A 24762-nucleotide genomic window follows, 5' to 3' on the forward strand; every position below is an offset into this window, starting at 1 on the left:
ATCTGGTGATGATGCCTCTAAGGGATACACCCGTTCCCATACCGAACACGATGGTTAAGCCTCAGAGGGCCGATGGTACTGCACGGGAGACTGTGTGGGAGAGTAGGATGTTGCCAGGTAGATGTGGCTCGATAGCTCAGTCGGTAGAGCAGAGGACTGAAAATCCTCGTGTCGCTGGTTCGATTCCTGCTCGAGCCACCAAGACAGTTAGTAAATTGCTAACTGTCTTTTTATTTTTTGTAGTTAATATAAATATAGAATAATAAGCACATGCATATATTGACAAATATATATATAAATGATAATTTTAAAAGTAATATTGTAATAAATTTAGGGGGTTATAAAATGATTAATAATCATGGGAAGTTTGGTAAATATGGAGGTTCGTATGTTTCACCTTTGTTACAAAAAGCTATAAGTGAAGTGGAAGAGAATTTTTACAAATATGTAGAAGATAAAAGCTTTATAGACGAATTTAATTATTATATGAAACAGTATGTAGGAAGAGAAAATCCATTATATTTTGCTGAAAGATTAACGGAGAAAATTGGAGGAGCAAAAATATATTTAAAAAGAGAAGATTTAAACCATACTGGAGCACATAAAATTAATAATGCTATTGGACAAGTACTTTTAGCAAAAAGAATGGGAAAGAAAAGAATTGTAGCAGAGACTGGAGCTGGTCAACATGGTGTTGCTACGGCTACAGTTTGCGCTTTAATGAATATGGAATGTATAATTTATATGGGGGAAGAAGATACAAAGAGACAAGCGTTAAATGTTTTTAGAATGGAGCTATTAGGAGCTAAAGTTGTACCAGTAACTTCTGGAACAAGGACTTTAAAAGATGCAGTAGATGCAGCATTAGATGATTTTGCTCATAATATACAAGATACTTTTTACTTATTAGGTTCAGCAGTAGGTCCACATCCATATCCGACTATGGTTAGAGAATTTCAAAGTGTAATTGGAAAAGAAGCAAGAAAACAAATATTAGAAGCAGAAGATAGATTACCAGACTATGTTATTGCATGTGTTGGTGGCGGTAGTAATGCTATTGGATTATTCCATCCATTCTTTAATGATAAAGATGTAAAGATTATAGGAGTTGAACCAGGAGGAAAAGGATTAGATACTCCTGATCATGCAGCATCTATGTGTAAAGGTACATTGGGAGAGATTCATGGATTTAAGTGTTATCTTTTACAAGATGAAAATGGAGAAGTGGCACCAGTTTATTCTGTAGCAGCTGGGTTAGATTATCCAGGAGTTGGTCCAGAACATTGCTATTATAAGGACTTAGGTAGAGCAGAATATGTATCTATAACTGATGATGAGGCTATAGATGCTTTTTGTGAGCTAAGCAAGGTAGAGGGAATAATTCCAGCTATAGAAAGCTCTCATGCTATTGCTTACGCTATGAAGTTGGCAACTAACTTGGATAAAGATAAAATTATTATTGTTAATCTTTCTGGTAGAGGAGATAAAGATGTAGTTCAAGTTAAGGATATTATTGAAAAAAGAAAAAATAATTAATACTAGGTCAAGGTATAGGGCACAAGGCCAGGTAAGAAAGTTGTACTTTCATAGATATTAATTTTAGAAATTTGCTAACAACACTTAAGTATAATAGTTTTATATATTAAGTATAGAAGATAATTTAAAAAATTATCAAAAATTTTATAAAAAACTGAAGCATTAAGTTTATTTAAACTATTGTGCTTCAGTTTTTTTTTATTTAAGTTTTTCTACTACAGCATCTACATGTCCAGGAACTTTAACTTTTCTAAATTCATCTACAAGTATTCCATTTTCGTCAATTAAGAATGTACTTCTTTCTATACCGTAGCATACTTTTCCGTAAAGTTTTTTTTCTTTCATTACACCATAAAGATTACATACTGTTTCATCTTTATCACTAAGTAATACAAAAGGTAGAGAATATTTATTTATAAATTTTTCATGAGAAGCTAGTGAATCTCTAGAGATTCCAAGAATAACTGTATTTAGGCTATTTATTTCATTGTAAGCATCTCTGAAAGCTTCTGCTTCTCTACTGCATCCAGGAGTATTATCTCTAGGATAGAAATAAAGAATAACTTTTTTGCCTAGGTAGTCTTTTAGGCTATGAGTTTTACCATCAGATCCTTCTAAAGTAAAATCAGGAGCTTTAGATCCTACAGTTAGTACCATATTATCCATTTGTATATCACCTCTTATAAAATTTTACAAAATTTTAAGTTTAATATTTATCAATTATATATTAAAATATAACTGTATTAATAAATAAGTATCTATATAATATTATATAATAGTTATTATTTATTAGGAAGTATTACTATAAGATAAATTTGAAAAGGAGATTTTATGAGCAGTAAATCGACTACAAAAGGTTTTGCTATATTATCAGCAGGAGCAATGTTATCTAAAATTGTTTCTTTAGTTTATATGCCATTTCTTACTTTAACATTAGGTAAGACCGGTTATGGAAATTATGCATATACATATACTATATACACATTTATTTTTAGTGTAGCTAACTCAGGTATAAGTCTTGCAGTATCAAAAACGGTGGCAGAATATATTGCAAAGGGAAATAAGAAAGATGCAAATAGAGTTTTAAAGATAGCTAAATACTATATGTGCATTTTTGGATTAATTCTATCTGTGGGGTTATTTCTATTTTCTAATCCAATTGCAAAAATTTCAGGTTATCCAAGTATTTCGTTGGCACTAAAGTTTTTATCGCCATCAATATTATTAACTACTTTATTATCAGTTTATAGAGGATATTTTCAAGGAACTGAGAATATGATTCCAACGGCAGTAACACAAATAGTTGAACAGTTATTAAATGTTGCTGTTAGTTTAATATGTGCATTTGCATTAAAACCTCTTGGTGTAGACTATGCTGTAGCTGGTGCCACAGTAGGAACAGGAGTAGGAGCTTTTATAGCTTATCTGATGATAAGAAAAATGTATAAGAAAACAAGGCCAGAAAGACTTGCTAATGAAGGAAGACGTGTAAAGAAGAGTGAGATTGTTGGTAAGTTAAAGATGTATGCAACACCTATTGTTATAACTTCTGCATTGATTTATGGTGGAAATATCATAGATGGAAGTATTATAAAGGACTCTCTAATTATAAGTGGAGTTGCAGAAAAGACTGCAGAAGGTTTGTATGGAATGGTGAATAATTATCTTCAATTAGTTTTAGTGCCAATAACGTTTATAACGGCATTAAGTCAGGCTATAATACCGTCTATATCTGCAGCTATGGCTGTTAAGGATAGAAAGTTAGTAAGCCAAAGGGTAAATTTAGCCATTAGAATAACGTTGATGCTTGCAATCCCATCAGCTGTAGCCTTTACATTATTAGCCGAGCCAGTGTATAAACTTATGTTTCCTAGATCATATGAAGGTTATATTCTAATGCTTAGAGGAGCTGTACTTATAATATTTTGGGGTATATATTTGATTGAAAATACTATACTACAAAGTATGAATAAATTATATGTGTCTACGACGTTTACTGTACTTGGTATTATAATAAAGATTATATTAAATAGAGCTATAATTCCTAGTATAGGTATTACTGGAGCCGTAGTTTCAAATATAGTTTGTTATCTTGTACCTATGTTACTTGCAACATTTTATATAAAGAATAAGCTTAAAGTAAGTATACAATGGAGGAAATATATCATAAAGACTGGTATATCTGCAATTTTTATGGCAGTTTTCGTGAAAATTGTTTATAACTCAGTATATTATGTAATTTCATTTTTAAGTGTGACTTTAGGAATATTCGTAGGGCTTGTCGTTACAGCGGGAGTTTGTGGATATATATATTTTATTACAATGGTTGCTATAGGTGGATTTACAGAGGAAGATTTTGAAGCTATCCCAAGAATAGTATTAAGATTTATACCGAGAAAGTTAAAAGCTAGAATAAAATCGTATTGACACTAAATAAAAATTTGATATAATTTAAACAAACCATATTGTGGAATAAAAAGGGAGGAATATTCTTATGAAAGAGTTAAAAAAGTGCATAATAAATTTTTATACTTTCTTTTTTAACTGGGGCTATTTTTATTTTAGCGCTAGATATTTTAGCGACCCAAAAAAGAATATTAGACTCCTAAATATGAGTGTATCTTTTTAGTGTATAGAATTTTAGTTAAGATAGGGAAGGTTCATTCAAGTGAACCTTCTTTTTTGTTTATATAATAAAATTTAATGGAGGTAATAGTAATGATAGTTGTTTTAAAACAAGATTCTAATGAATCAGATGTAGCAAGAGTAAACTCAAAATTAATCTCATTAGGGTTACAAACCCAAGTAACAGTGGGAAGTAGTGAAACTATAATAGGTTTAATTGGTAACACTAGTGTTATTAATGAAGAAGAGATAAAAGAAGATAAATCTGTTGAAGATGTAGTTAAAGTTAAGGAACCTTTTAAAAAAGCTAATAGAAAATTCCATCCAGATAATACTATAATAGATATATGTGGAAGAAAAATTGGTGGAGAAAAATTAGCTATAATTGCTGGGCCTTGTTCTGTTGAGAGTCCAGAACAGATAATATCAGTAGCTAAAAGTGTTAAGGAGAGTGGTGCAGGATTCTTAAGAGGTGGAGCTTTTAAGCCTAGAACATCACCATATGCATTTCAAGGTATGAGAGAAGAGGGATTAGAGCTTCTTAAGATTGCAAGGGAAGAAACAGGGCTTCCAATAGTAACTGAGATAATGAGTCCATATCTTATAGATAGGTTTGTAGAGGATGTTGATATTATTCAAGTGGGAGCTAGAAATATGCAAAACTTTGAGCTATTAAAGGAGCTTGGTAGGTCAACAAAGAAGCCAATCTTATTAAAAAGAGGTTTATCAAATACCATTGAAGAATGGTTGATGTCTGCTGAATATATAATGGCAGGTGGAAATGAAAATGTTATTCTTTGTGAAAGGGGAATAAGAACATTTGAGAAGTTTACAAGAAATACTCTTGATTTAAGTGCTGTACTTGCAGTAAAGAAGTTAAGTCATTTACCGGTAGTAGTTGATCCTTCTCATGCAGCAGGTATGTGGTGGATGGTTGAAGATCTTTCAAGAGCTGCAATAGCTGTAGGGGCAGATGGACTTATAATTGAAGTTCATAATGATCCAGCTAATGCAAAGTGTGATGGTGATCAATCATTAAAACCAGAAAGATTTGATAATTTAATGAAATCATTAAAAGATATATCTAAGGCTGTTGGAAGAGAGCTTTAGAAATATTTAAGGAGTGTAAGTTATGGGGGACTTTAAGCTAAAAATCACTGTAGTTGGAATGGGGCTAATTGGAGGATCTTTAGCTATGGCACTTAGAAAGCTTGATCCTATTAAATTATACGGAATTGATATAGATAAAAAGGTTTTAGATAAAGCTACATCAATGGGTATAATTGATATGGGAAGTACTACTTTTACTGAAGAGATGGAGGATAGTGATATTATTTTAATAAGTATATATCCTAGAGGTGAAGTGGAATTTCTTAAAAAGAATATAGATAGGATAAAAAAAGGTGCTATAGTTACAGATACTACAGGATTAAAAGGTGGTTTTCAAGATGAAATCGTAAAGATTTGTAGTGGAATGGTAGATTATATTGGAGGACATCCAATGGTAGGAAAGGAAACTAACAGCTTTGAGCACGCTTCTGTAGATATGCTGAAGGGAGGCAGTTATATACTGACTCCTAGCAGTAGTAGTAAGGTAGAAAATATTAACTTGTTAAAAAGTATTGCCAGGGAAATAGGTTTTACAATGATTAAAGTTGTTGATGGCAATACACATGATAAGTTAATTACTTATACATCTCATCTTCCTCATGTAGTTGCAGTAGCAATGATGGAAAATGATTTATCCACCATGTGTGATGGATTTACAGGAGGAAGTTTTAGAGATATTACTAGGGTAGCGAGGATAAATGAAGACCTTTGGAGTGGTCTTTTTATGGATAACAAAGGAAACTTAATAAAGGAAATAGAAACATTAGAAAAGAATTTGGACGATATAAAAAGTCTATTAAAAAATAACGATGAAGAAGGATTATATAAACTTTTAAAGAAAGCAAGGGTTAGAAAGGAGCAACAGAATGAGAAAAATACAAGTGAAGCTTCCATGTAATAAGTATGAAATTCTAATAAAGAATGGGCTTATACAGGAGATAGGAGAAAAAATTTCAAATATTTATACAGGAGATAAGATTGCTATAATAACAGATACAAATGTAGATAAATTCTATGGTGATTTAGTTAATAGTGCTTTAGAGAAAAAGGGATATCAAACACTGAAGGTAGTTTTACCAGCAGGAGAAAAGAGCAAATCCATGGATTCTCTTATGGTGTTATATAATGAGCTATTAGATTTTAAGCTAAATAGAGGTAATTTAATAATTGCCTTAGGTGGTGGTGTTATTGGTGATTTAACTGGATTCTGTGCTTCAACACTTTTAAGAGGGATACCTTTTGTACAAATACCTACATCGTTATTAGCTCAAATTGACTCTTCAATTGGTGGAAAGGTAGCAGTAGATTTACCAAGAGGTAAGAATTTAGTAGGCAGTTTCTATCATCCAAAGGCAGTATTTATAGATCCTAATGTTTTGCAAACCTTAGAGAGAAAGTTTTTAAATGATGGATTAGGTGAAGCTATCAAATATGGACTAATAAAAGATAGAGGTTTATTTGAAAAATTAAGTTCAATAAATAGTTATGATGAATTATTTGAAAACTTAGGAGATATAATATATGACTGTTGCGATATAAAAAGAGGTGTTGTAGAAAGAGATGAAAAGGACACTGGAGAAAGAATGATATTAAATTTTGGTCATACTATAGGTCATGCTATAGAGAAGATTCAAAACTATGAAGGATATTCTCATGGAGAGGCAGTATCTATAGGAATGTATTCTATCGCAAAAAGATGTGAGGATATGGGCTTCTGTCCTGAAGGAGTTTCTGAAAGTATAAAGGAAGTATTAGTTAAGTTTAATTTACCTTATAGTATAGGTGATATTAAAAAAGAGGATATTGCTAAAGCAATATCAGTAGATAAAAAGAATATAGGAAAATCTATGAATCTAATTTTGTTAAAAGATATTGGGGAATCTTTTATTCATAAAGTTTCTAGAGATGAGATTGTAAATTTTATATAAAAGGGGGGCAATAATGTGCAAAAGGTTGTAATAAGTCCGACGGCATTAAGAGGCAGGGTTACAATTCCTCCATCGAAGAGTCTTGGGCATAGAGGTATAATATCAGCGGCTTTAAGTAAAGGAATTTCTAATATAAGCAATGTACAATATTCTAAAGATATAATTGCTACTTTAGAAATTATGAAAATGTTAGGCGCAAAGATAGAGAAAAAGGATAATAGCTTAGTTATAGATGGTACAGATATATTTTCTTGTGGAGATAAGGAGATAACACTACAATGTAATGAATCTGGTTCTACTATAAGATTTCTAATTCCTGTGGCATTAGTTAGAGAAGGACAATATGTTTTTCAAGGTAAAGGAAAGTTAGTAAGTAGGCCACTGACATCTTACTATGAGATTTTTGATGAAAAAGGAATAGAATATACTACTACAGAAGGTGGATTACCATTAAAGGTAAAAGGAAAGTTAAGTAGTGGGATTTATAAGCTTAGGGGTGACATAAGTTCTCAGTTTATAACAGGATTATTATTTGCCCTTCCTTTAGTAGAAGGAGATTCTGAAATTGTAGTTACTACAGAATTAGAGTCTAAGGGATATGTTGATTTAACATTAGATACTTTAAAGAGTTTTGGTATAGAAATAGAGAATCAAGATTATAAGATATTTAAAATCAAAGGAAATCAACAATATTCACCTAGAGATTATTATATAGAAGGTGATTACTCACAAGGGGCATTTTTCTTAGTAGCAGGTGCTATAGGAAATGATATTAAGTGTAAAGGGCTTAGAAAAGATTCTCTTCAAGGAGATATGGCAATTTTAGATATTTTAAAGGATATGGGTTGTAACTTTGAAGAAACGGATGAATATGTAAAGGCATTACCATCAAAGACAAAGGGAATAGATATAGATGTTTCACAATGTCCAGATTTAGTACCGATTCTTGCAGTATTAGCTAGTATGTCTGAAGGTGAAACAAGAATATTAAATGCAAAGCGTCTTAGAATAAAGGAATGCGATAGACTTAATGCTACAGCAGTAGAATTAAACAAGATAGGTGCTGATATAACTGAATTAGAAGATTCTCTTATTATAAGAGGGGTAAAAGAGTTTAAGGGAGGAGAAGTTGATTCTCACAATGATCATAGAATAGTGATGGCACTTTCTATAGCAGCAACTAGAGCAAAGGGTGATATTATCATTAATAATCCTATGGCAATAGAAAAATCGTATCCAAATTTCTTTGAGGATTATAAGAATCTAGGAGGTAGTTTAAGGTGAGTTCAATAATAGGTACTAAAGTAAAAATATCCGTATTTGGAGAATCTCATGGTGAGGCTATAGGTGTTGTTATTGATGGGTTACCAGCTGGGTATGATATAGATTTTGATAAAGTTTATGAAGATATGAAAAGAAGAGCACCGGGGCAAGATAAATTTTCTACGCCAAGGGCGGAAAAGGATATGCCACGAGTTTTAAGCGGTATTTTTAATGGAAAAACTACAGGGGCACCACTAGCTGCTATTATTGAAAATAGTAATACAAAATCTAAAGATTATTCCGAGCTAAAGATTAAAATGAGACCTAGCCATTCAGATTATCCTGCAATGATAAAATATGATGGATATAATGATTATAGAGGTGGAGGACACTTTTCAGGAAGACTTACAGCTATGTTTGTATTTGCAGGAGCTGTTTGTAAGGAGATTCTTAAGCAAAGAGATATATATGTAGGTAGTCATATTAAGTCTATAAGGAATGTAAAAGATGATAGTTTTGATAAAACTAATATAACAAAAGAACTCTTAGACAACCTTAGGGAGAATAGATTTCCAACATTAAATAAAGATGTAGTAGATGAAATGCAAAAAGAAATATTAGATGCTAAAAATGATTTAGATTCTGTTGGTGGTGTAATAGAAGCAGCAATTATAAATCTACCTGCAGGAATAGGTGATCCTATGTTTAATTCTGTTGAAAGCGTATTATCTCATATGTTATTCTCAATCCCAGCAGTAAAAGGGGTAGAATTTGGTGAAGGATTTAATATAGCTACACTTAGGGGTAGTGAGGCTAATGACAGTTATTATATAGAAGATGGAAAGATAAAAACTTATACTAATAATAATGGAGGAATACTTGGAGGAATAACAAATGGAATGCCTGTAGTATTTTCATTAGCGATAAAACCAACACCATCGATATCAAAACCACAAAAAACTGTTAATGTTGAAACTATGGAAAATGATATATTAGAGATTCATGGTAGACATGATCCATGTATAGTGCAAAGGGCGGTACCAGTAGTTGAATGTGCTGCAGCTGTAGCAATATTAGATATATTACTTCAAGAAAAACAACAATAATTGGGGAGTGGTTTTATGAAGGAATTGCAAGAATTAAGAAATAAGATAGATGATATAGATAGTAAGCTTATAGAAATTTTTGAAGAGAGAATGAAAGTAGTATCTGAGGTAGCCAGAGTTAAAAGAGAAAATGGTATAGGTACTCTGAATGAAAAAAGAGAAGAGGCAGTAATAGAAAGAGGTCGTTCTTTAGTAAAAGATAAAACTTATGAGGAAAGTACTATAAGTATGCTTAAATCTATTATGGCTATTAGTCGTTCTCATCAAAATAGTAGTAATTGCAGAGATAAAATTGAGGCTATTGATAAGATTATGGATTCAGTAGTAGATAAGAAAGATAAACCAAGAGTTGTTTATCAAGGGGTTGAGGGAGCTTTTTCATTTGAGGCGTTAAAACAGTTTTCTAATGATTGTAGTTATACTAATGTAGATAACTTTAGAGATGTATTTGAAGCTTTAGAAAATGGTGAATGTGATTATGGTATATTACCAATAGAAAATTCTTCTACAGGGGCTATAAATGATGTTTATGATCTTATGAGAGAATATAACACATATATTGTAGGAGAAGAGTTAGTGAGAATAGAACAATGTCTATTTGGAGTACAAGGAGCAGAAATAGACGATATAAGAGAGATATATTCTCATCCACAAGGATTTTCACAATCATCAAACTTTTTGTCTCAATACGGCAATATAAGATTAATGCCATATAATAATACAGCTATGGCAGCAAAAATGGTTAGTGAAGAAAAGAATATTAGTAAAGCTGCAATATGTAGTAAAACTGCTGGAGAAATCTATGGTCTTAAATGTATTAAAGAAGGTATAAATAATTTAACTAATAATTATACTAGATTCATCATAGTAGGAAAGAACTTAGAGTGTGATGATCAATGTAATAAGGTATCAGTTATTCTTACATTGCCACATGTTAGTGGAAGCTTATATGAAATACTAGCGCATTTTGCAAATAACGGATTAAATATGCTTAAAATAGAATCAAGACCTACTGGGGATAAGGCTTTTGAGTATTTCTTTTATATAGACTTTACAGGAAACATAAATGATGATATTACAAGAAAAGTTATAGAAGATTTAGTTTGTGAAAGTATAGATTTTAGGTTGATTGGTTGTTATAAACAAAGTTGTGACATGATAAAATAGGGGGCTTTTTTTGTGAATAATATAATACTAATAGGAATGCCGGGATGTGGAAAAACTTCTTTAGGGAAGAAAGCTTCTGAAGAATTAGGATTAGAATTTCTTGATTTAGATGACTATGTGGTAGAAAGAAACGGTATGACAATAGAAGAGATGTTTAGTAAAGGTGAAAATTTCTTTAGAGATAAAGAATCATCTGTGGTAAGGGAAATGACAGGATACAAAAATACTATTATATCCACAGGTGGAGGGGTAATAAAGAGAGAAGAAAACATGGATGTGTTGAAAAGTTGTGGATATGTTGTGTTTATCCACAGATTACCGGAAAAAATCATAGAAAATGTGGATACTGATACAAGACCGTTACTTAAAGATGGTAAGGAAAGAATATATGATCTTTATAGGGAAAGAAAAGATTTATATACTTTATATGCTGATAAGATACTATATAACAATGATAGTGAAGAGGAAGCAGTAAAGAAGCTTAAAGAAATAATTAATGAATATGGGGTGATAAAATGAAAATACTAGTTATTAATGGACCGAACTTAAATCTTTTGGGAGTTAGAGAAAAAGGAATATATGGCTCACAAAATTATTATGATTTAGTTAAGGAAGTTAAGGCAAAAGGAAAAGCTTTAGGGGCTGAAGTAGAAGTTTTTCAAAGTAATTCAGAAGGTGAATTGATCGATAAAATTCATAGCGCTTATGGACAATTTGATGGTATGGTAATAAATCCAGGGGCATATACACATTATTCCTATGCAATTTACGATGCTATTTTATCAGTTAGCATACCTACTATTGAAGTTCATATAAGTAATATTCATAAAAGAGAAGAGTTTAGAAGAAAGTCTGTTATAGCACCAGGTTGTGTTGGACAAGTGTGTGGCTTAGGATTTAAAGGATATGGATATGCAATGGAGTACTTAGTAAGTACTATAAATAGTGAAGAAGTATAGAGATATTATGGCGTAAGAATATAGAGTTATAAGTATAGTAGTTTTCTTAATAGCAGAAGGCTACTATATTTTTTGAATGGAGCAAAAAGGGAATATAGGAATAAAAATGGTTATGTTCATAGAAAGTGAAATTTTCTATTTATATAAAAAAGCATGATTATGTAAACAAAAAGATTATTTTTGGGGGAGAGGATATTAAATTCCTGATAATATGAATAGTTATGAAGATTATATAAATAATATAATTAATCAATTGAAAAAGGAGTTAATCGGTACTTTTTCAATTAGAGATATTGATAGTACGGATAGCCTTAAAAGAATCTTTGAAAAGTCTCAGAAAAAGTTTATATTCATTTTTGATGAATGGGATTATATATTTAATAATAACTTATTTGAGAAATCTTCTAAAGGATGAACCATATGTTGCATTATCATATATGACAGGAGTGCTTCTGATAAAAAAGTATTCTAGTGGTAGTGATTTAAATATGTTTGATGAATATACATTTTTGAAGGATAGAATATTTGGCGAATATTTTGGATTTACAGAAGAAGAAGTTTAACAAAGATATAGGTAAGGAACTATCACAAGAAAATGTGATGGTTCCTTTTTATGTTTTAAGGTAGACAAAAGAGATACTTTAATGCTATATTATGGAATACAAATACAATAATTGTAATATAAAATTGATTATTTAAGAATTCGTAAGGTTTATTTACTTATTATGAAAGATTAATTTTTTATAATTAATAAAGCAAGGGGGAGGGGGTATTATGAATAATAGAATTCTTGTTGTTGATGATGAAAAGGAAATAAGAGACTTAATAGAGATTTATTTAAAAAATGATGGCTATGAAGTAATAAAGGCTAGTTGTGGTGCAGAAGCTTTAGAGATAGTAAGTAAAGAAGATATAGATTTACTAGTATTAGATATAATGATGCCAGGAATAGATGGAATGGAACTTTGTAGATTGATTCGTAAAAATTCTAATATTCCAATACTAATGCTTAGTGCGAAATCAGAAAATATGGATAAGATTCAGGGAATACTGACTGGTGCAGATGATTATATGGTGAAGCCATTTGATCCGTTAGAACTTACAGTAAGAATTAAAAGTCTTTTAAGAAGAGCATATTATTTTAATTTGGATATTGATAGAGATAATAATCTGATAACTATTGAAAATTTAGTAATAGATAAGAAAAAGCATAAAGTTACTATTGAAGGAGAGGAAGTATTATTAACAGCTAGAGAGTTTGACATATTATATTTATTAGCAAGCAATAGGGGACAAGTTTTTAGTTCAGAAGAGATATTTGAAAAGGTGTGGAAGGAAAAATATTATCAATCTAATAATACTATTATGGTTCATATGAGTAGGTTAAGAGAGAAGATTAAAAAAGGTAATAATGTAATTCATACCGTGTGGGGGGTAGGGTATAAGATTGAAAAATAAGAGAGCTATAAAATATAGTTTAATACCAATAGGTTATTTGGTTATTAGTATGATGATTACTAAGTTTGGTAACTTTATTTTATTAAAAATAAGAAAACATATTATAATGGATCATATGTATGGTTGGCAGAGGACATTATTAGTAAATCCTATTGATAATTTAAGAGAAAGTTTTTCAGATGTTGTTTGGATGGGGATTAATTTAAATCAGTGGGTTATTATAGGAATAATTATATTAATATATGTATTTATTACTCGTAAAAAGTTTAGAAGATTAGCTAATGTTTTTGAAGCAACAGAAAAAATGAAAAATGGAGAGTTAGATAAACCTTTAGAGATAAAAGGAGAGGATGATATTGCTAAGTTAGCCGGTAATATAAATGGAATAGTTGAGAAGCTTAAGGAAATAACTTTAGAAGAGAAAAAAGCTCAAAAAACAAAAAATGATTTAATAACAAATGTTTCTCATGATCTTAGGACACCACTAACATCTATAATAGGATATCTAAATCTTATAGAAACAGATGAGTATAGAGATGAAGTGCAACTTAGACATTACACTTGTATAGCATATGAAAAAGCAAAAAGATTGAATGTACTTATTAATGATTTATTTGAACTTACAAAAATGCAAAATGGAGTTGTTGTACTTAGAACGTCAAAAGTAAATTTAGTAGAGTTATTAGGTCAGATAGTTTCAGAGTTTCAATATCAGATTAAATGTAATGAAATGGAGAGTAGAGTAAGATTTTCAGATGACAAGTTAGTCGTTAATGGAGATAGCGATAAATTGGTTCGAGCTTTTGAAAATTTAATTACTAATTCTATAAAGTATGGTAAAGAGGGATATTATATTGATATTGTTACAAAAAAGATTGGTAACTTTGCATTAGTACAAGTGATTAATTATGGGGAAGAGATACTGGAGGAAGATATAAAATATATATTTGATAGATTTTATAGAGTTGATAAGTCAAGAAATAGTGAAGAGGGGGGTTCAGGGTTAGGACTTTCTATAACAAAAAATATTATAGAATTACATAAAGGAACAATATCAGCTTTAAGTGATTCAGAGAAAACAGTTTTTGAAATTAAGTTGCCGATTATTGTTTAGTTATTATGGTTTTGGGTATAGGGGGAAGTTTTATGAGGAAAAAGGTTTGTTTGTGTTTAATTTTCATTATTTTTATAAGCAATTTTATGGGGTGTAAAAGTAAGAAAGAAAATAAGGAAAATGAGTTAGAGTATAAGAACAATTATATAGAGACAGAAATATCTTTACCTGAAGATATGAAGTGTATTAAAAATATAGCAATATCAGAGGATGGGACATTACGAGTAGCGTGTACCAATACCGATGAAACAAGTGGTGGTGTTTGGGAGAGCAGTGATGATGGAGGTTCGTGGAATAAAGTATTAGATTTTAATGGAATATTAGAAATTAAAGATGATTGAGTGGAGACTATTTTCCCTTTGAAATAGCTATAAAAAATGATAAAGAGATTTATGTATACTTTAATGGTGAAGAAGATAAGTTGGTAAAGTATACATATAGCACCGAAGAGGTAAAGATAGATAAGACTTTAACAATATATACTTTGGAAGATAATGATGAATTAAAGAAGATGATAAATACTTATCAGAGAAAAAATCCAAATATAAAGTTAAGTTATAAGGTAGGGATAAAAGAAGATAGTGACATCACAACATCAGACGCAATAAAGAAGTTAAATACGGAAATAGAAACAGGAAAAGGACCAGATCTCATAATGATTATAAAGAGTTATTAAGTAATATTAATAAGCTAACTAATGCAACAAATACAGATAATGAACTAAAAACCATTATTTTAGAAGAGGTAGAAAAAATGGTAAAGGGATATGAAACAAAAGAAAAAGCAGTTGAAAATGTGATGAAGAAGATTAATTTATATATGGAAGAATAAGAGTATATTTACGGAGGAACAATATATGAAAATTAGGAAGAGGGTAGTGGCTGGGTTAGTAATAGTTATAGCTTTAGTAAGTTATTTTATTGTAAAGGACAAGTTTTTATATAATGAAAACACAAAATTATATAGAGGTATAGAAGAAAATAATATTAAACTTATTGATGAAGCTTTATCAGAATGATGTGACATTAATAATATTGATTATATAAAAGTTGGAGATTCATATAGCCTATTTGTGGTGAGTGTTAAATATCAGATGAAGGTTCAATGTGAGGAATAACTTTACCTAAGTGTATATTATGTAAACCTAGTAATTATGAAATATATTTTTTATGTTTTGTAGTATATATTATATTGAAGTATTTATTGTAGGGGAATTATATGAAAAAGATCAATCCTGAAAAAGTGTTTACAGAGTTTCGTGATGGGGTGAATAAAATAGAGCCTATTGAAGGAAGAAAGTATACAGTTACTCATTCTGATAAAACAGGAGATTTATTTGTAACTATTGGACTCAAATATGCAGAAGATAAAATAGATAAACTAAGAGATGAACTGCTTTTAACTTGGACATATAGTGATGAAAGGCTTAAATTAATTGGACAGGTGTTGATTGATAATGAAGTAATAAAAAATAGTAGAATAAGAAATATAATCTTTAAAAAGGAGATGCCATTAGCATTGCAAGCTATTAGGTATGCTGATAGAGAGTTATTTCAATTAAATAAAAGTTTAGATGATATACCTATTGAAATTCAATTTATATCACAAAGTGAAAAGTATAATAAGCTGATAGAATTTGGTTCTATGAAAGAATATGAAGTATAGAATTTTGCAATAGAATAAATGTGGTTTAGGTGTTTTGTAAAAATAGTTAGTAATTAAATTTTACTAACTATTTTTTGTATCAATATTGACTAAAGATTATGATTTTTAGCAAGCTTTTTATAATAGTTTAAGTTTTCTTCATTATCTGAAAAGCAAGGAAAGGTCATGTTAAAGTTTCCTCATATAGTAAAAGGAATTTTTGAAAAATAAAAGGTTACAAAAAATATTTCACGTGTATTGAGCCTTACAAGAAAGGGTATAAGTGATTTATTTGTTAGTTTATAATAAGGTTCGTTATGGTTCAAATTAATATGTTCAATAATTGTATTTGTATCATCAGTGTAGCACATCTTTAGAAGATTGTTTTTTTCAGATTCATCTAATTTGTTTAAGTATAAATCTACAAAACCCTCGTTGTCATTGAGCTGAAATACTTCTGTTAAAAATTCTATAATAGCATTTTCACCATCGAGAACATTATTTCCGTTAATATTAAAATTTAGATAATTGGTAAGACCATCTAATATATTGCTAAATTGTAAAGGTACATTTTCATCAAATATTTTACTACTTACTGGTATTAAGGTGTTCATTTTTTCCTCCAAGTAAAAAATTATTTTATTAAGCTGATTATAGCATAGAGAGAGAAGAAGCATATAATAAGAATTATTAAAATTACAAATTATGTTATAATAAATTTAAAGTGAAGGATAAAAAGTAAATATTGATTTTGTGGGAGGAGAATAATGGAGTGTTACGAGCGTGCAAAAAAGTTTATATTAAGGAATTCAAGACCACTTGATATGGCAAGATGGAACTACTTATTTGAAAATGGAAGTAAGGAAGAGGTTATTAATATTTTAAAAGCTTATCAAAATGCTGATGGTGGTTTTGCAAATGCACTTGAACCTGATTGTTGGAATATTAATTCAACACCATTGCAAACTTGGGTAGCAACTAGAATAATAGAGGAGATTAATTTAGATGATAAAAATCATCCAATAATAAAAGGGATTATAGATTATTTGTCTTCTAATGCAGAATTTGATGGTCATAGATGGAATGGTTTAAATACGGTAGTAACAAATGATAATTATCCTCATGCACCTTGGTGGTCTTATACTCAAAAGCAAGAATTGCAATATAATCCTACAGCGAGCATTATAGGTTTTATATTGAAATATGCAGAAAAACATACTGATATATATAAGTTAGCTTGTGAGTTATCAAAAGAAGCATATGATTATTTTAAAAAGAATTTTCCTTTAGAGTCTATGCATGAGAGCGCTTGTTTTATAGAATTATATGATTATATGAAAGAATGTTCTATGTCCAATTTGATAGATATGGAAGAATTTAATAAATTATTACAAAAACAAATTAAACAAGTTATAACATACGATACTAAAACATGGAACACTGATTATGTATGTAAACCATCGTTTTTCATAAAAAGTAAATCAAGTGATTTCTATTTAGAAAATAAGGATATATGTAAATTTGAATATCAATTTATTTTGGAGACGCAAAACGAGGATGGCTCTTGGAACGTTACATGGGATTGGAATAATGAGTTCGAAGAATGGACTATAAGTAAAAATTGGTGGAAGTCAGATATTATTATAAAAAATATTAAGTATATTAAGGAATTTAAGTAATAGATAGATAAAAATATTACTTGAATATAAGGATGTAATCAAAAAAGTTATTATGGATGAATTGGGGTTAAGAGATTTGCCAATAATGTATAATATGAATTTTGGGCATACAGAACCAATGATGATAATTCCATATGGAGCATTAGCAGAGATTGATTGTAATAATATGAGATTTTCTATATTAGAATCAGGTGTATTATAAAATTTAAAAGAGAAATTTAATTTGTAGAGGATTTTATAAGTTTTCATATCAGAATAAATTTATGTAATAAGATAAAAACAGTTTTCTATAATAATTAGAAAGCTGTTCTTACATATAGTGTTGAAATATCTGCATTTACATATCTTAGTTCAGTACTGTAATCACCACCACTGCTTTGGATATAAGCAACTTTTTTATTATTAGATAATAAGCCTACAGATCCTTCTTCTGTATATTTGAAAGTTTTTCGTGGAATAAATATGTTATCTATATAGTCCTTGAATTTTGATGTAACATTAAAATTATGCAGTGGGCTGTATATCAAAATTATATCAGCAGCTATATTTGATAAAAGTTGTAATGTTAGAAGCAGAAAATGAAATGAAAAAATATTTAAGTAATAAAACATTAGCATGGCTATACAACGAAGTGTATAATGATATACTTCCAAAAGATGTAGAAGAGGCTACACTTGAATGGTTTAAATCAAGATAACCTTAGAAATTAATTTTGTTAGTAGTTTAATTTAAAATAATAATAAAAAATAGTAGCATCCAATTACGATATGGAGCTACTATTTTTCGTTTATAAGGTAGATGTATACTTTGTTTTTAATTTGTACTAGATTTTTTATCTAACATTAAATTATAACTTAATCCAATTACAACGATAATTCCACCTACGACTTTTCCGATGGATAATATATCTAGTGTAAAGTAATCTATAATTATTCCTATAAATAATTGACCTACAAATATAAGTAATGCCATATAAAAAGCTGATATCTTAGGTGCTACAAAATTTGATATTGATATAGAAGCAACACCTACTAATCCGCCTAAATAGGCAGTTATAGGAATAGCAGTTAATATAGGAAGGCAATCGCTAAAAGATTCCTTACTAAATAGTAATGTTAGTATTGAAAATAATAATCCTGTTAAAAAGTTATAAAATGTACTTTGATACATTCCTATTTTAGTTGATAAGTTAGCATTTATTATTCTGGAGATAACAGTGGATACTCCGGAAAGTGCTGCTATAAATATATAAAACATAGAAAATCTCCTTTTAGTAAATAGTCATAATTATGATGCCTATTGTGATGATAGAAAGTCCAATTAACTTTTTCTTATTAAATTTAATAACATTTACACCTAGTAATCCATAATGATCAATGATAATTGCAGATATAGTTTGACCTAATAGTGATAATGCTATTGTTAAAGACGCACCAACAGACATAAAACCTATATTGGTAAATAATACGGTGAATACTCCGATTACTCCGGCACTATACAAAAACAGTGATATGCTTCTATCAAATTTCAATTTTGATTTTGTACAAATTAGCACTAGTATAATACCAATAAGTCCAACAAGATGAACAATAACACTAGAGGTGTAATTGCCTAAGTATATAGATAAGATTCCATTAAAATAAACCATAAGGCCTATTAAAGCACCTATAAATATTGAAAGTAAATTGTACATGTATGATCCTCCTAAGTATTTTAGTATAAATTTATCATAAAGTTATTGATAGTTACTATGACATATGTCATAGTAACTATGAAGTTTTAGTTAGAAGAAGAGGATTTATGATAAAAGTTAATAATGAAAAGCTTAAGGAAAAATATATAAATAAATATAATCTTAATAATATCTTTTCCAATGATATGAAAGAATATATGGAATTAATATTATTTGAAAAAAATCAATACATATGCAAGGAAAATGAGGAGATAAATTATCTGTATTTTTTTGTGGAAGGAAAAGCAAAGGTATATACTGTTTTAAAAAATGGTAAATCGTTATTGGTATGTTTTTATCGTCCATTAATGATTTTAGGAGATTTGGAGATAATTTCTCTAAATAAAGCTATGACTAATATTCAAGTAGTAGAAGATTCTTATTGTATAGCATTATCTTTTAATAAAGTTAGAGATATATTATTAGAAGATTCAAAGTACTTAAGGTACAATTGTGAAACAATAAGTAATAAGTTAAAACAATCATCAATAAATGGATCAATAAATTTGTTATATCCTTTAGAAAATAGAGTATCTGGATATATATTAGCTACTAGTGAAAGACATAATGATAATTCTTTAAGATTTTATGGAAATTTAACAGAGATGGCAGAATTATTAGCAACGAGTTATAGGCATCTCCTTAGAACATTAAGAGATTTGATAGATAAAGGAATACTAAGGAAAAGATCAGGTTATTATGAAATAATGGAAGTTGAAATTCTTAAGAATTTATCTTCGGAATTGTATAAATAACGTTAAAAAAACACAAAATATTGTTGAAATTGATATTAAGGAGTGTTAAATATGGATAAGAATCCAAGTATTAAATGTACAGTTCAACAATGTAAATACAATAATTCTGCAGCAGAATATTGTACTTTAAACGAAATTTTAGTAGGAACACATGAAACAAATCCTAAAGTTCCAGAATGTACAGATTGTAAATCATTTGAATTAAAATAATAAAAAATCCAGCGTAATAGCTGGATTTTTTATTATTTTATTACTAATTCTATAGGACAGTGATCAGAACCAAAAACTTCAGTATGGATATCTGCACTAACAAGATGGGATTCTAAGGATTTTGAAGTTAGAAAATAGTCAATTCTCCATCCAGCATTATTAGCTCTAGAATTAAATCTGTATGACCACCAAGAATATGCCCCTTCTTTATCTGGGTTGAAATATCTAAAAGTATCAATAAATCCGTTAGATAAAAGAGTAGAGAATTTATTTCTTTCAGCATCGCTAAAACCTGGATTATTTCTATTTGATTTTGGATTTTTTAAATCAATTTCTTTATGTGCTACGTTTAAATCACCACAAACGATTACTGGTTTATTTTTTTCTAGGTCTTTAAGATAGTTTAAAAAGGCATCTTCCCATGACATTCTATAATCTATTCTTGCTAATTTATCTTGAGAATTTGGTGTATAAACAGTTATCATATAAAAATCTTCAAATTCTAATGTTATAACTCTACCTTCTTTATCATGTTCTTCAATGCCAAGCCCTAAAGAAACGCTAATAGGTTTTTCTTTAGTAAATATAGCAGTTCCGGAATACCCTTTTTTTTCTGCATAGTTCCAGTAATCATAGTATCCATCAAGGTCTAAATCTATTTGTCCTTCTTGTAATTTGCTTTCTTGTATACAAAATATATCGGCATCAACATCTTTAAAATAGTCTAAGAATCCTTTTTTTACACAAGCTCTAAGCCCATTTACATTCCATGAAATTAATTTTTTCATAATTATCTCCTTAGTATAAATTATATGTATAATATGATTATAGTATATGCATTTGGATAAAGATATATATAAAGTTGTAAGGTGGTGATATAGTGATAGATTTAACATTACTAGGGTGCGGTGGTGGAATGCCTATGCCAAATAGATATCTTTCTGCACTTTGTATAAGTTATAAGGGAAGAAAAATACTTGTTGATTGTGGTGAAGGTACTCAAGTTTCTATGAGAATGTGCAATCTTGGATTTAAGACTATAGATATTATTTGTATAACACATATTCATGGCGATCATATTGTAGGTCTTCCGGGATTACTTGGCACTATAGGTAATAGTGGAAGAACGGAACCATTAACAATTATAGGACCTATAGGAATAACAGAAGCAGTAAAAGGATTAAGAGTTATAGCAAATTGGTTGCCTTATGAGATTAATGTTATAGAAAATCCAAAGGAAACGGTGTTAGCTTATGATGATGAAATAGAAATAGATACACTAGAAGTAGATCATTCTTCACCATGTATAGGATATAGTTTTTATCTTAAAAGGATGGCAAAATTTGATGTAGATAAAGCTATAAAAAATGAAGTACCTAAACAGTTGTGGTCTAAGTTGCAAAAAAGCAACGAAGAAATAGAATTTCAAGGAAAGAGATATGCTCCGGAAATGGTTAAAGGAGTAGAAAGAAAAGGTATTAAAATTTCAATGATAACAGACACAAGACCAACAGAAAAAATGGTTCCATTTATCAAAGAGAGTGATTTATTAGTTTGTGAAGGAACTTATGGCGATGATGGAGATATTGAAAAAGCTATTAAGAACAAACATATGACATTTAGAGAAGCAGCAACTTTAGCAAAAAAGGCGAAGGTAGAAAAGTTATTATTAACACATTTTAGTACGGCAATGGACTCTCCGGAAATATATATTAATAACGCCATTGAAGTTTTTAAAAATACAATTATAGGTGAAGATAGGTTAGAACTTAATCTAACCTTTAAAGAATAGTTAAAATGTTTTTTCAAAAGCGATTCTAGAACTATTATCTTCTAAATGTATTATCCCGCAGTAAGTAAAGTTATTTTTAAGCAGAACTTTTTGCATAGCTTTATTATCACTGTGGGTATCTATTTTTATGCTATGAACATTATTATCTAAAGCTAAGTTTTCAGCATTTTTTAAAATAATAGATGCTAAGCCTAAACCTTTCAATTTATTTGTAACAGCAACTCTATGGATAACGATATAATTATCAGTTGTAAGCCAATTACCTTCGATATGTTTGTATGTTGGTTCTATATCAAAGGAAATAGAAGCAGTAGCAACAACTTCATCATCTTTAACTAATACGTAAGAAGTACCATTATTTATATCATCTAGAAAAGTTTCTGCAGTAGGATAGTTATCTTCTTGCCATTGATCTATATTATTAGATTTAAGGTATTCCTTCGCTTCTTTTATTATACCTAAGATATTTTTCACATCTGATTGTAGGGATTTTCTAAATTCCATATAAGCTTCCTCCTTAGTAATATGTAAATAGAGTTTATCATATTGTATATAAAAAATATAGTAAGCGGATAAAATATGAACAATTTTACATATATATCTCATAAAAGTAATATTTTTTCGACTGTAGTTTACAAAAAATTAATATATATTTTTGTATAATGACATTATGGAATATATAAGAGGTGAGAAAATGGCGATTATTACGTTTTGGAGAAGAATTTTTGATTTTGGAGGAACATCACGTAGAGGTGAATTTTGGCTTGGATACTTAGTTAATCTTTTTTTAGTAGGAGGTGTAGTAGCATTTTTAATAGAAAAGGATAGTATAATATCTTTAATTATTGGAAGTATTCTTGCTATAGCATTAGTTATAGGAATTTTGTCTGCTAGAGTGAGGAGACTGAGAGATTCAGGAAGAGGATGGGGATGGATATTTATACCGTTAATACCAAGCATAGGGGGAATAGTTTTATTTATATTGTTATTAATGCCATCTAAATACTAAATAATGTTTATAAAGTAAAGGAAATGTTGCATTAATAAGTGTGGAATTATTATCAACAGTTCTTTTTATAAGTACATAGGTTAATTCACAATGCAAATTTGAGAGTTGCACAACAAACATTTAGAGTTAGGTGAGTACAGCAGAAGTAGTGATATTTATAACTACTAAAAAAGAGGATGCCGTATTAAACGACATCCTCTTTAATTTTATTCTCCAAGGTATGCAGCTCTTACCTTATCATCATGTAAAAGTTCATCAGCAGTACCTTGTAGTGTTATACGTCCTGTTTCAAGTACGTAAGCTCTATCAGCAATAGAGAGAGCTTTATTAGCATTTTGTTCTACAAGAAGTATTGTAGTACCTGCTTTATTTATTTCTACGATAGTGTCAAATATGTCATTTACTACTAGTGGTGCTAATCCCATAGATGGCTCATCAAGAAGTAACATTTTAGGTCTATTCATTAAAGCACGACCGATAGCTAACATTTGTTGTTCACCACCAGAAAGAGTTCCGGCATTTTGTTTAATTCTTTCTTTTAGTCTTGGAAATTTTTCGAAGACCATTTCGTAATCTTCTTGAACTGATTTTTTATCTTTTCTAAGATAAGCTCCCAGTTCAAGGTTTTCCATAACAGAAAGATTTGCAAAGATTTTTCTACCTTCCGGAACATGGCTAAGACCTCTAGCAACAAGTTTATGAGGTGCTATACCTGTTATATTTTCTCCATTAAATAATATTTCACCATTCTTAGGTTTTTCTAATGAAGAAATAGCTCTAAGAGTAGAAGTTTTACCAGCACCATTGGCACCTATAAGAGTTACTATTTCACCTTGTTTTACTTCTAAGTTTATATTTTTAAGTGCGTGGATACCTCCGTAAAAAATATCTAAGTTATTTATTTTAAGCATTTACCATGACCTCCTCTCCTAGATAAGCTTCAATTACTTTAGGATTATTTTTTATTTCATCTGGAGAGCCAACAGCTATTACTTTACCATAATCTAATACTGTTATCTTATCACATATACCCATAACTAGTTTCATGTCATGTTCAATAAGTAATATAGATACATCATAAGTATCACGAATCCACTTTATTAAATTCGATAATTCAGCTGTTTCTTGTGGATTCATACCAGCTGCTGGTTCATCTAATAGTAAAAGTTTTGGTCCGGTAGCTAATGCTCTTACTATTTCTAGCCTACGTTGTTCACCATAAGAAAGATTACTTGCCTTTTCATAACATTTATCAAGAAGGTTAAATGTTTTAAGAAGTTTTTTAACTTCATCATCCATTTTAGCTTCTTCTTTTCTGAATCTAGGTGTTCTTAAAATAGAATCTAGTAAATTATATTTAAGTTTATAATCATAAGAAATTTTTACATTATCTAAAACTGATAAATCAGAAAATAGTCTTATATTTTGAAAAGTTCTAGCTATTTTCTTTGAAGTAATTATATAAGGTTTTAAACCTTGGATATCTTCTCCTAAGTAGGAGATTGTTCCGGAGGTTGGAGTATATACTCCTGTTAACATATTAAAAACAGTAGTTTTTCCAGCACCATTTGGACCAATAAGGCCTACAACTTCTTTTTCACCGATATTTAGAAAAAAATTAGATACGGCAACTAGTCCACCAAATTTTATTGTAAGATCTTTTACCTCTAACATG

General features: G+C 29.5%; 31 protein-coding genes, 1 tRNA gene, 1 rRNA gene and 2 pseudogenes. 26 read left to right on the forward strand and 9 right to left on the reverse strand.

The annotated features are described in order from the left end of the window. Position 1: 1 nt before the first annotated feature. From rrf to trpB, 3 genes are all read left to right on the forward strand, one after another. A 5S ribosomal RNA gene (rrf, locus tag KQI30_RS11940) occupies positions 2 to 119 on the forward strand. 6 nt (positions 120 to 125) lie between these two features. Continuing rightward, a tRNA-Phe gene (locus KQI30_RS11945) sits at positions 126 to 201 on the forward strand. 144 nt (positions 202 to 345) lie between these two features. After that, entirely contained in the window at positions 346 to 1536 is a 1191-nt protein-coding gene (trpB, locus tag KQI30_RS11950) for a tryptophan synthase subunit beta (protein WP_216463584.1), read from the forward strand. A 198-nt stretch (positions 1537 to 1734) separates the two neighbouring features. On the opposite strand, the gene bcp is transcribed toward trpB, so the two are convergent. Next, positions 1735 to 2193 (reverse strand): thioredoxin-dependent thiol peroxidase, encoded by a 459-nt coding sequence (gene bcp / locus KQI30_RS11955; protein ID WP_216463617.1) that lies wholly within the window; start codon positions 2191 to 2193, stop codon positions 1735 to 1737. A 174-nt stretch (positions 2194 to 2367) separates the two neighbouring features. Here bcp and KQI30_RS11960 point away from each other — a divergent pair, with 174 nt between their 5' ends. From KQI30_RS11960 to KQI30_RS12035, 16 genes are all read left to right on the forward strand, one after another. Then, positions 2368 to 3963, forward strand: a complete 1596-nt coding sequence (locus tag KQI30_RS11960; protein ID WP_216463585.1) for a putative polysaccharide biosynthesis protein — start codon at positions 2368 to 2370, stop codon at positions 3961 to 3963. Between the two features lie 291 nt (positions 3964 to 4254). Next, positions 4255 to 5271 carry a 3-deoxy-7-phosphoheptulonate synthase gene (gene aroF / locus KQI30_RS11965; RefSeq protein ID WP_216463586.1) on the forward strand — a complete coding sequence of 339 codons (1017 nt, stop codon included), beginning with the start codon at positions 4255 to 4257 and terminating at the stop codon, positions 5269 to 5271. A gap of 22 nt (positions 5272 to 5293) precedes the next feature. Continuing rightward, complete coding sequence (locus KQI30_RS11970) at positions 5294 to 6169, forward strand: prephenate dehydrogenase (RefSeq protein ID WP_216463587.1); 876 nt, start codon at positions 5294 to 5296, stop codon at positions 6167 to 6169. Continuing rightward, positions 6138 to 7199 (forward strand): 3-dehydroquinate synthase, encoded by a 1062-nt coding sequence (gene aroB, locus KQI30_RS11975; protein WP_216463588.1) that lies wholly within the window; start codon positions 6138 to 6140, stop codon positions 7197 to 7199. Before KQI30_RS11970 ends, aroB begins: the two co-directional genes overlap by 32 nt. Positions 7200 to 7214: 15 nt before the next feature. After that, complete coding sequence (aroA, locus tag KQI30_RS11980) at positions 7215 to 8483, forward strand: 3-phosphoshikimate 1-carboxyvinyltransferase (RefSeq protein ID WP_216463589.1); 1269 nt, start codon at positions 7215 to 7217, stop codon at positions 8481 to 8483. Continuing rightward, positions 8480 to 9568: a chorismate synthase gene (aroC, locus tag KQI30_RS11985; RefSeq protein WP_216463590.1), complete on the forward strand. Its 1089-nt coding sequence runs from the start codon at positions 8480 to 8482 to the stop codon at positions 9566 to 9568. The genes aroA and aroC overlap by 4 nt, the downstream gene beginning before the upstream one ends. A 15-nt stretch (positions 9569 to 9583) precedes the next feature. Further along, positions 9584 to 10735, forward strand: coding sequence for a bifunctional chorismate mutase/prephenate dehydratase (locus tag KQI30_RS11990; RefSeq protein WP_216463591.1), 1152 nt, complete (start codon positions 9584 to 9586; stop codon positions 10733 to 10735). A 12-nt stretch (positions 10736 to 10747) separates the two neighbouring features. Next, positions 10748 to 11254 carry a shikimate kinase gene (locus tag KQI30_RS11995; RefSeq protein ID WP_367397853.1) on the forward strand — a complete coding sequence of 169 codons (507 nt, stop codon included), beginning with the start codon at positions 10748 to 10750 and terminating at the stop codon, positions 11252 to 11254. Then, positions 11251 to 11694, forward strand: coding sequence for a type II 3-dehydroquinate dehydratase (aroQ, locus tag KQI30_RS12000; protein WP_216463592.1), 444 nt, complete (start codon positions 11251 to 11253; stop codon positions 11692 to 11694). The genes KQI30_RS11995 and aroQ overlap by 4 nt, the downstream gene beginning before the upstream one ends. Before the next feature lie 323 nt (positions 11695 to 12017). Next, positions 12018 to 12257 (forward strand): hypothetical protein, encoded by a 240-nt coding sequence (locus tag KQI30_RS17185; RefSeq protein ID WP_367397854.1) that lies wholly within the window; start codon positions 12018 to 12020, stop codon positions 12255 to 12257. A gap of 211 nt (positions 12258 to 12468) precedes the next feature. After that, complete coding sequence (locus KQI30_RS12010) at positions 12469 to 13152, forward strand: response regulator transcription factor (protein ID WP_216463593.1); 684 nt, start codon at positions 12469 to 12471, stop codon at positions 13150 to 13152. Further along, positions 13142 to 14266, forward strand: a complete 1125-nt coding sequence (locus KQI30_RS12015) for a sensor histidine kinase (protein WP_216463594.1) — start codon at positions 13142 to 13144, stop codon at positions 14264 to 14266. Before KQI30_RS12010 ends, KQI30_RS12015 begins: the two co-directional genes overlap by 11 nt. Positions 14267 to 14298: 32 nt before the next feature. Beyond that, positions 14299 to 14607: a hypothetical protein gene (locus KQI30_RS12020; protein ID WP_216463595.1), complete on the forward strand. Its 309-nt coding sequence runs from the start codon at positions 14299 to 14301 to the stop codon at positions 14605 to 14607. Then, complete coding sequence (locus KQI30_RS12025) at positions 14604 to 14942, forward strand: hypothetical protein (RefSeq protein ID WP_216463596.1); 339 nt, start codon at positions 14604 to 14606, stop codon at positions 14940 to 14942. The genes KQI30_RS12020 and KQI30_RS12025 overlap by 4 nt, the downstream gene beginning before the upstream one ends. Positions 14943 to 15122: 180 nt before the next feature. Beyond that, positions 15123 to 15284 carry a hypothetical protein gene (locus tag KQI30_RS12030; protein ID WP_216463597.1) on the forward strand — a complete coding sequence of 54 codons (162 nt, stop codon included), beginning with the start codon at positions 15123 to 15125 and terminating at the stop codon, positions 15282 to 15284. Positions 15285 to 15484: 200 nt separating this feature from the next. Beyond that, positions 15485 to 15931, forward strand: coding sequence for a staygreen family protein (locus tag KQI30_RS12035; RefSeq protein WP_216463598.1), 447 nt, complete (start codon positions 15485 to 15487; stop codon positions 15929 to 15931). 179 nt (positions 15932 to 16110) lie between these two features. Here the strand turns inward: KQI30_RS12035 and KQI30_RS12040 are convergent, their stop codons facing one another. Continuing rightward, complete coding sequence (locus KQI30_RS12040) at positions 16111 to 16524, reverse strand: hypothetical protein (RefSeq protein WP_253287494.1); 414 nt, start codon at positions 16522 to 16524, stop codon at positions 16111 to 16113. Positions 16525 to 16677: 153 nt separating this feature from the next. On the opposite strand from KQI30_RS12040, the gene KQI30_RS12045 reads away from it, so the two are divergent. Both KQI30_RS12045 and KQI30_RS12050 read left to right on the forward strand, forming a co-directional pair. Next, a complete protein-coding gene (locus KQI30_RS12045; RefSeq protein ID WP_216463599.1) occupies positions 16678 to 17589 on the forward strand; it encodes a prenyltransferase/squalene oxidase repeat-containing protein in 912 nt (303 codons plus the stop codon). Positions 17590 to 17599: 10 nt separating this feature from the next. Further along, positions 17600 to 17791 (forward strand): annotated as a pseudogene (locus KQI30_RS12050) (LD-carboxypeptidase); the annotation flags it as partial. A 94-nt stretch (positions 17792 to 17885) separates the two neighbouring features. Here KQI30_RS12050 and KQI30_RS12055 read toward each other — a convergent pair. Beyond that, positions 17886 to 18206 carry an NAD(P)H-dependent oxidoreductase gene (locus KQI30_RS12055; RefSeq protein WP_367397855.1) on the reverse strand — a complete coding sequence of 107 codons (321 nt, stop codon included), beginning with the start codon at positions 18204 to 18206 and terminating at the stop codon, positions 17886 to 17888. On the opposite strand from KQI30_RS12055, the pseudogene KQI30_RS12060 reads away from it, so the two are divergent. Beyond that, positions 18137 to 18286 (forward strand): annotated as a pseudogene (locus KQI30_RS12060) (Rrf2 family transcriptional regulator); the annotation flags it as partial. The gene KQI30_RS12055 and the pseudogene KQI30_RS12060 overlap by 70 nt on opposite strands. Before the next feature lie 116 nt (positions 18287 to 18402). On the opposite strand, the gene KQI30_RS12065 reads toward KQI30_RS12060, so the two are convergent. Continuing rightward, positions 18403 to 18846 carry a DMT family transporter gene (locus tag KQI30_RS12065; RefSeq protein ID WP_216463602.1) on the reverse strand — a complete coding sequence of 148 codons (444 nt, stop codon included), beginning with the start codon at positions 18844 to 18846 and terminating at the stop codon, positions 18403 to 18405. Positions 18847 to 18859: 13 nt separating this feature from the next. Further along, positions 18860 to 19282: a DMT family transporter gene (locus KQI30_RS12070; protein WP_216463603.1), complete on the reverse strand. Its 423-nt coding sequence runs from the start codon at positions 19280 to 19282 to the stop codon at positions 18860 to 18862. A 107-nt stretch (positions 19283 to 19389) separates the two neighbouring features. Between KQI30_RS12070 and KQI30_RS12075 the strand changes: the two genes are divergently transcribed. Then, entirely contained in the window at positions 19390 to 20076 is a 687-nt protein-coding gene (locus tag KQI30_RS12075; RefSeq protein WP_216463604.1) for a cyclic nucleotide-binding domain-containing protein, read from the forward strand. Between the two features lie 51 nt (positions 20077 to 20127). Further along, positions 20128 to 20286 carry a DUF1540 domain-containing protein gene (locus tag KQI30_RS12080; RefSeq protein WP_216463605.1) on the forward strand — a complete coding sequence of 53 codons (159 nt, stop codon included), beginning with the start codon at positions 20128 to 20130 and terminating at the stop codon, positions 20284 to 20286. A gap of 32 nt (positions 20287 to 20318) precedes the next feature. Here the strand turns inward: KQI30_RS12080 and KQI30_RS12085 are convergent, their stop codons facing one another. Beyond that, positions 20319 to 21074, reverse strand: a complete 756-nt coding sequence (locus tag KQI30_RS12085; protein WP_216463606.1) for an exodeoxyribonuclease III — start codon at positions 21072 to 21074, stop codon at positions 20319 to 20321. Positions 21075 to 21166: 92 nt separating this feature from the next. Here KQI30_RS12085 and KQI30_RS12090 point away from each other — a divergent pair, with 92 nt between their 5' ends. Continuing rightward, a complete protein-coding gene (locus tag KQI30_RS12090; protein ID WP_216463607.1) occupies positions 21167 to 22078 on the forward strand; it encodes a ribonuclease Z in 912 nt (303 codons plus the stop codon). On the opposite strand, the gene KQI30_RS12095 is transcribed toward KQI30_RS12090, so the two are convergent. Then, positions 22079 to 22582 carry a GNAT family N-acetyltransferase gene (locus KQI30_RS12095; protein WP_216463608.1) on the reverse strand — a complete coding sequence of 168 codons (504 nt, stop codon included), beginning with the start codon at positions 22580 to 22582 and terminating at the stop codon, positions 22079 to 22081. Between the two features lie 190 nt (positions 22583 to 22772). Here KQI30_RS12095 and KQI30_RS12100 point away from each other — a divergent pair, with 190 nt between their 5' ends. Next, positions 22773 to 23087 carry a DUF805 domain-containing protein gene (locus tag KQI30_RS12100; protein WP_216463609.1) on the forward strand — a complete coding sequence of 105 codons (315 nt, stop codon included), beginning with the start codon at positions 22773 to 22775 and terminating at the stop codon, positions 23085 to 23087. 206 nt (positions 23088 to 23293) lie between these two features. On the opposite strand, the gene KQI30_RS12105 is transcribed toward KQI30_RS12100, so the two are convergent. Both KQI30_RS12105 and KQI30_RS12110 read right to left on the reverse strand, forming a co-directional pair. Further along, a complete protein-coding gene (locus KQI30_RS12105) occupies positions 23294 to 23998 on the reverse strand; it encodes an ABC transporter ATP-binding protein (RefSeq protein WP_216463610.1) in 705 nt (234 codons plus the stop codon). Further along, the gene (locus tag KQI30_RS12110; protein ID WP_216463611.1) at positions 23991 to 24761 is read right to left on the reverse strand and encodes an ABC transporter ATP-binding protein; all 771 of its coding nucleotides are present in this window, start codon (positions 24759 to 24761) and stop codon (positions 23991 to 23993) included. The genes KQI30_RS12105 and KQI30_RS12110 overlap by 8 nt, the downstream gene beginning before the upstream one ends. Between the last annotated feature and the right edge of the window lies 1 nt (position 24762).

It is taken from the genome of Clostridium bornimense, from assembly GCF_018917145.1.
GTDB lineage: Bacteria > Bacillota > Clostridia > Clostridiales > Clostridiaceae > Clostridium_AN > Clostridium_AN bornimense_A.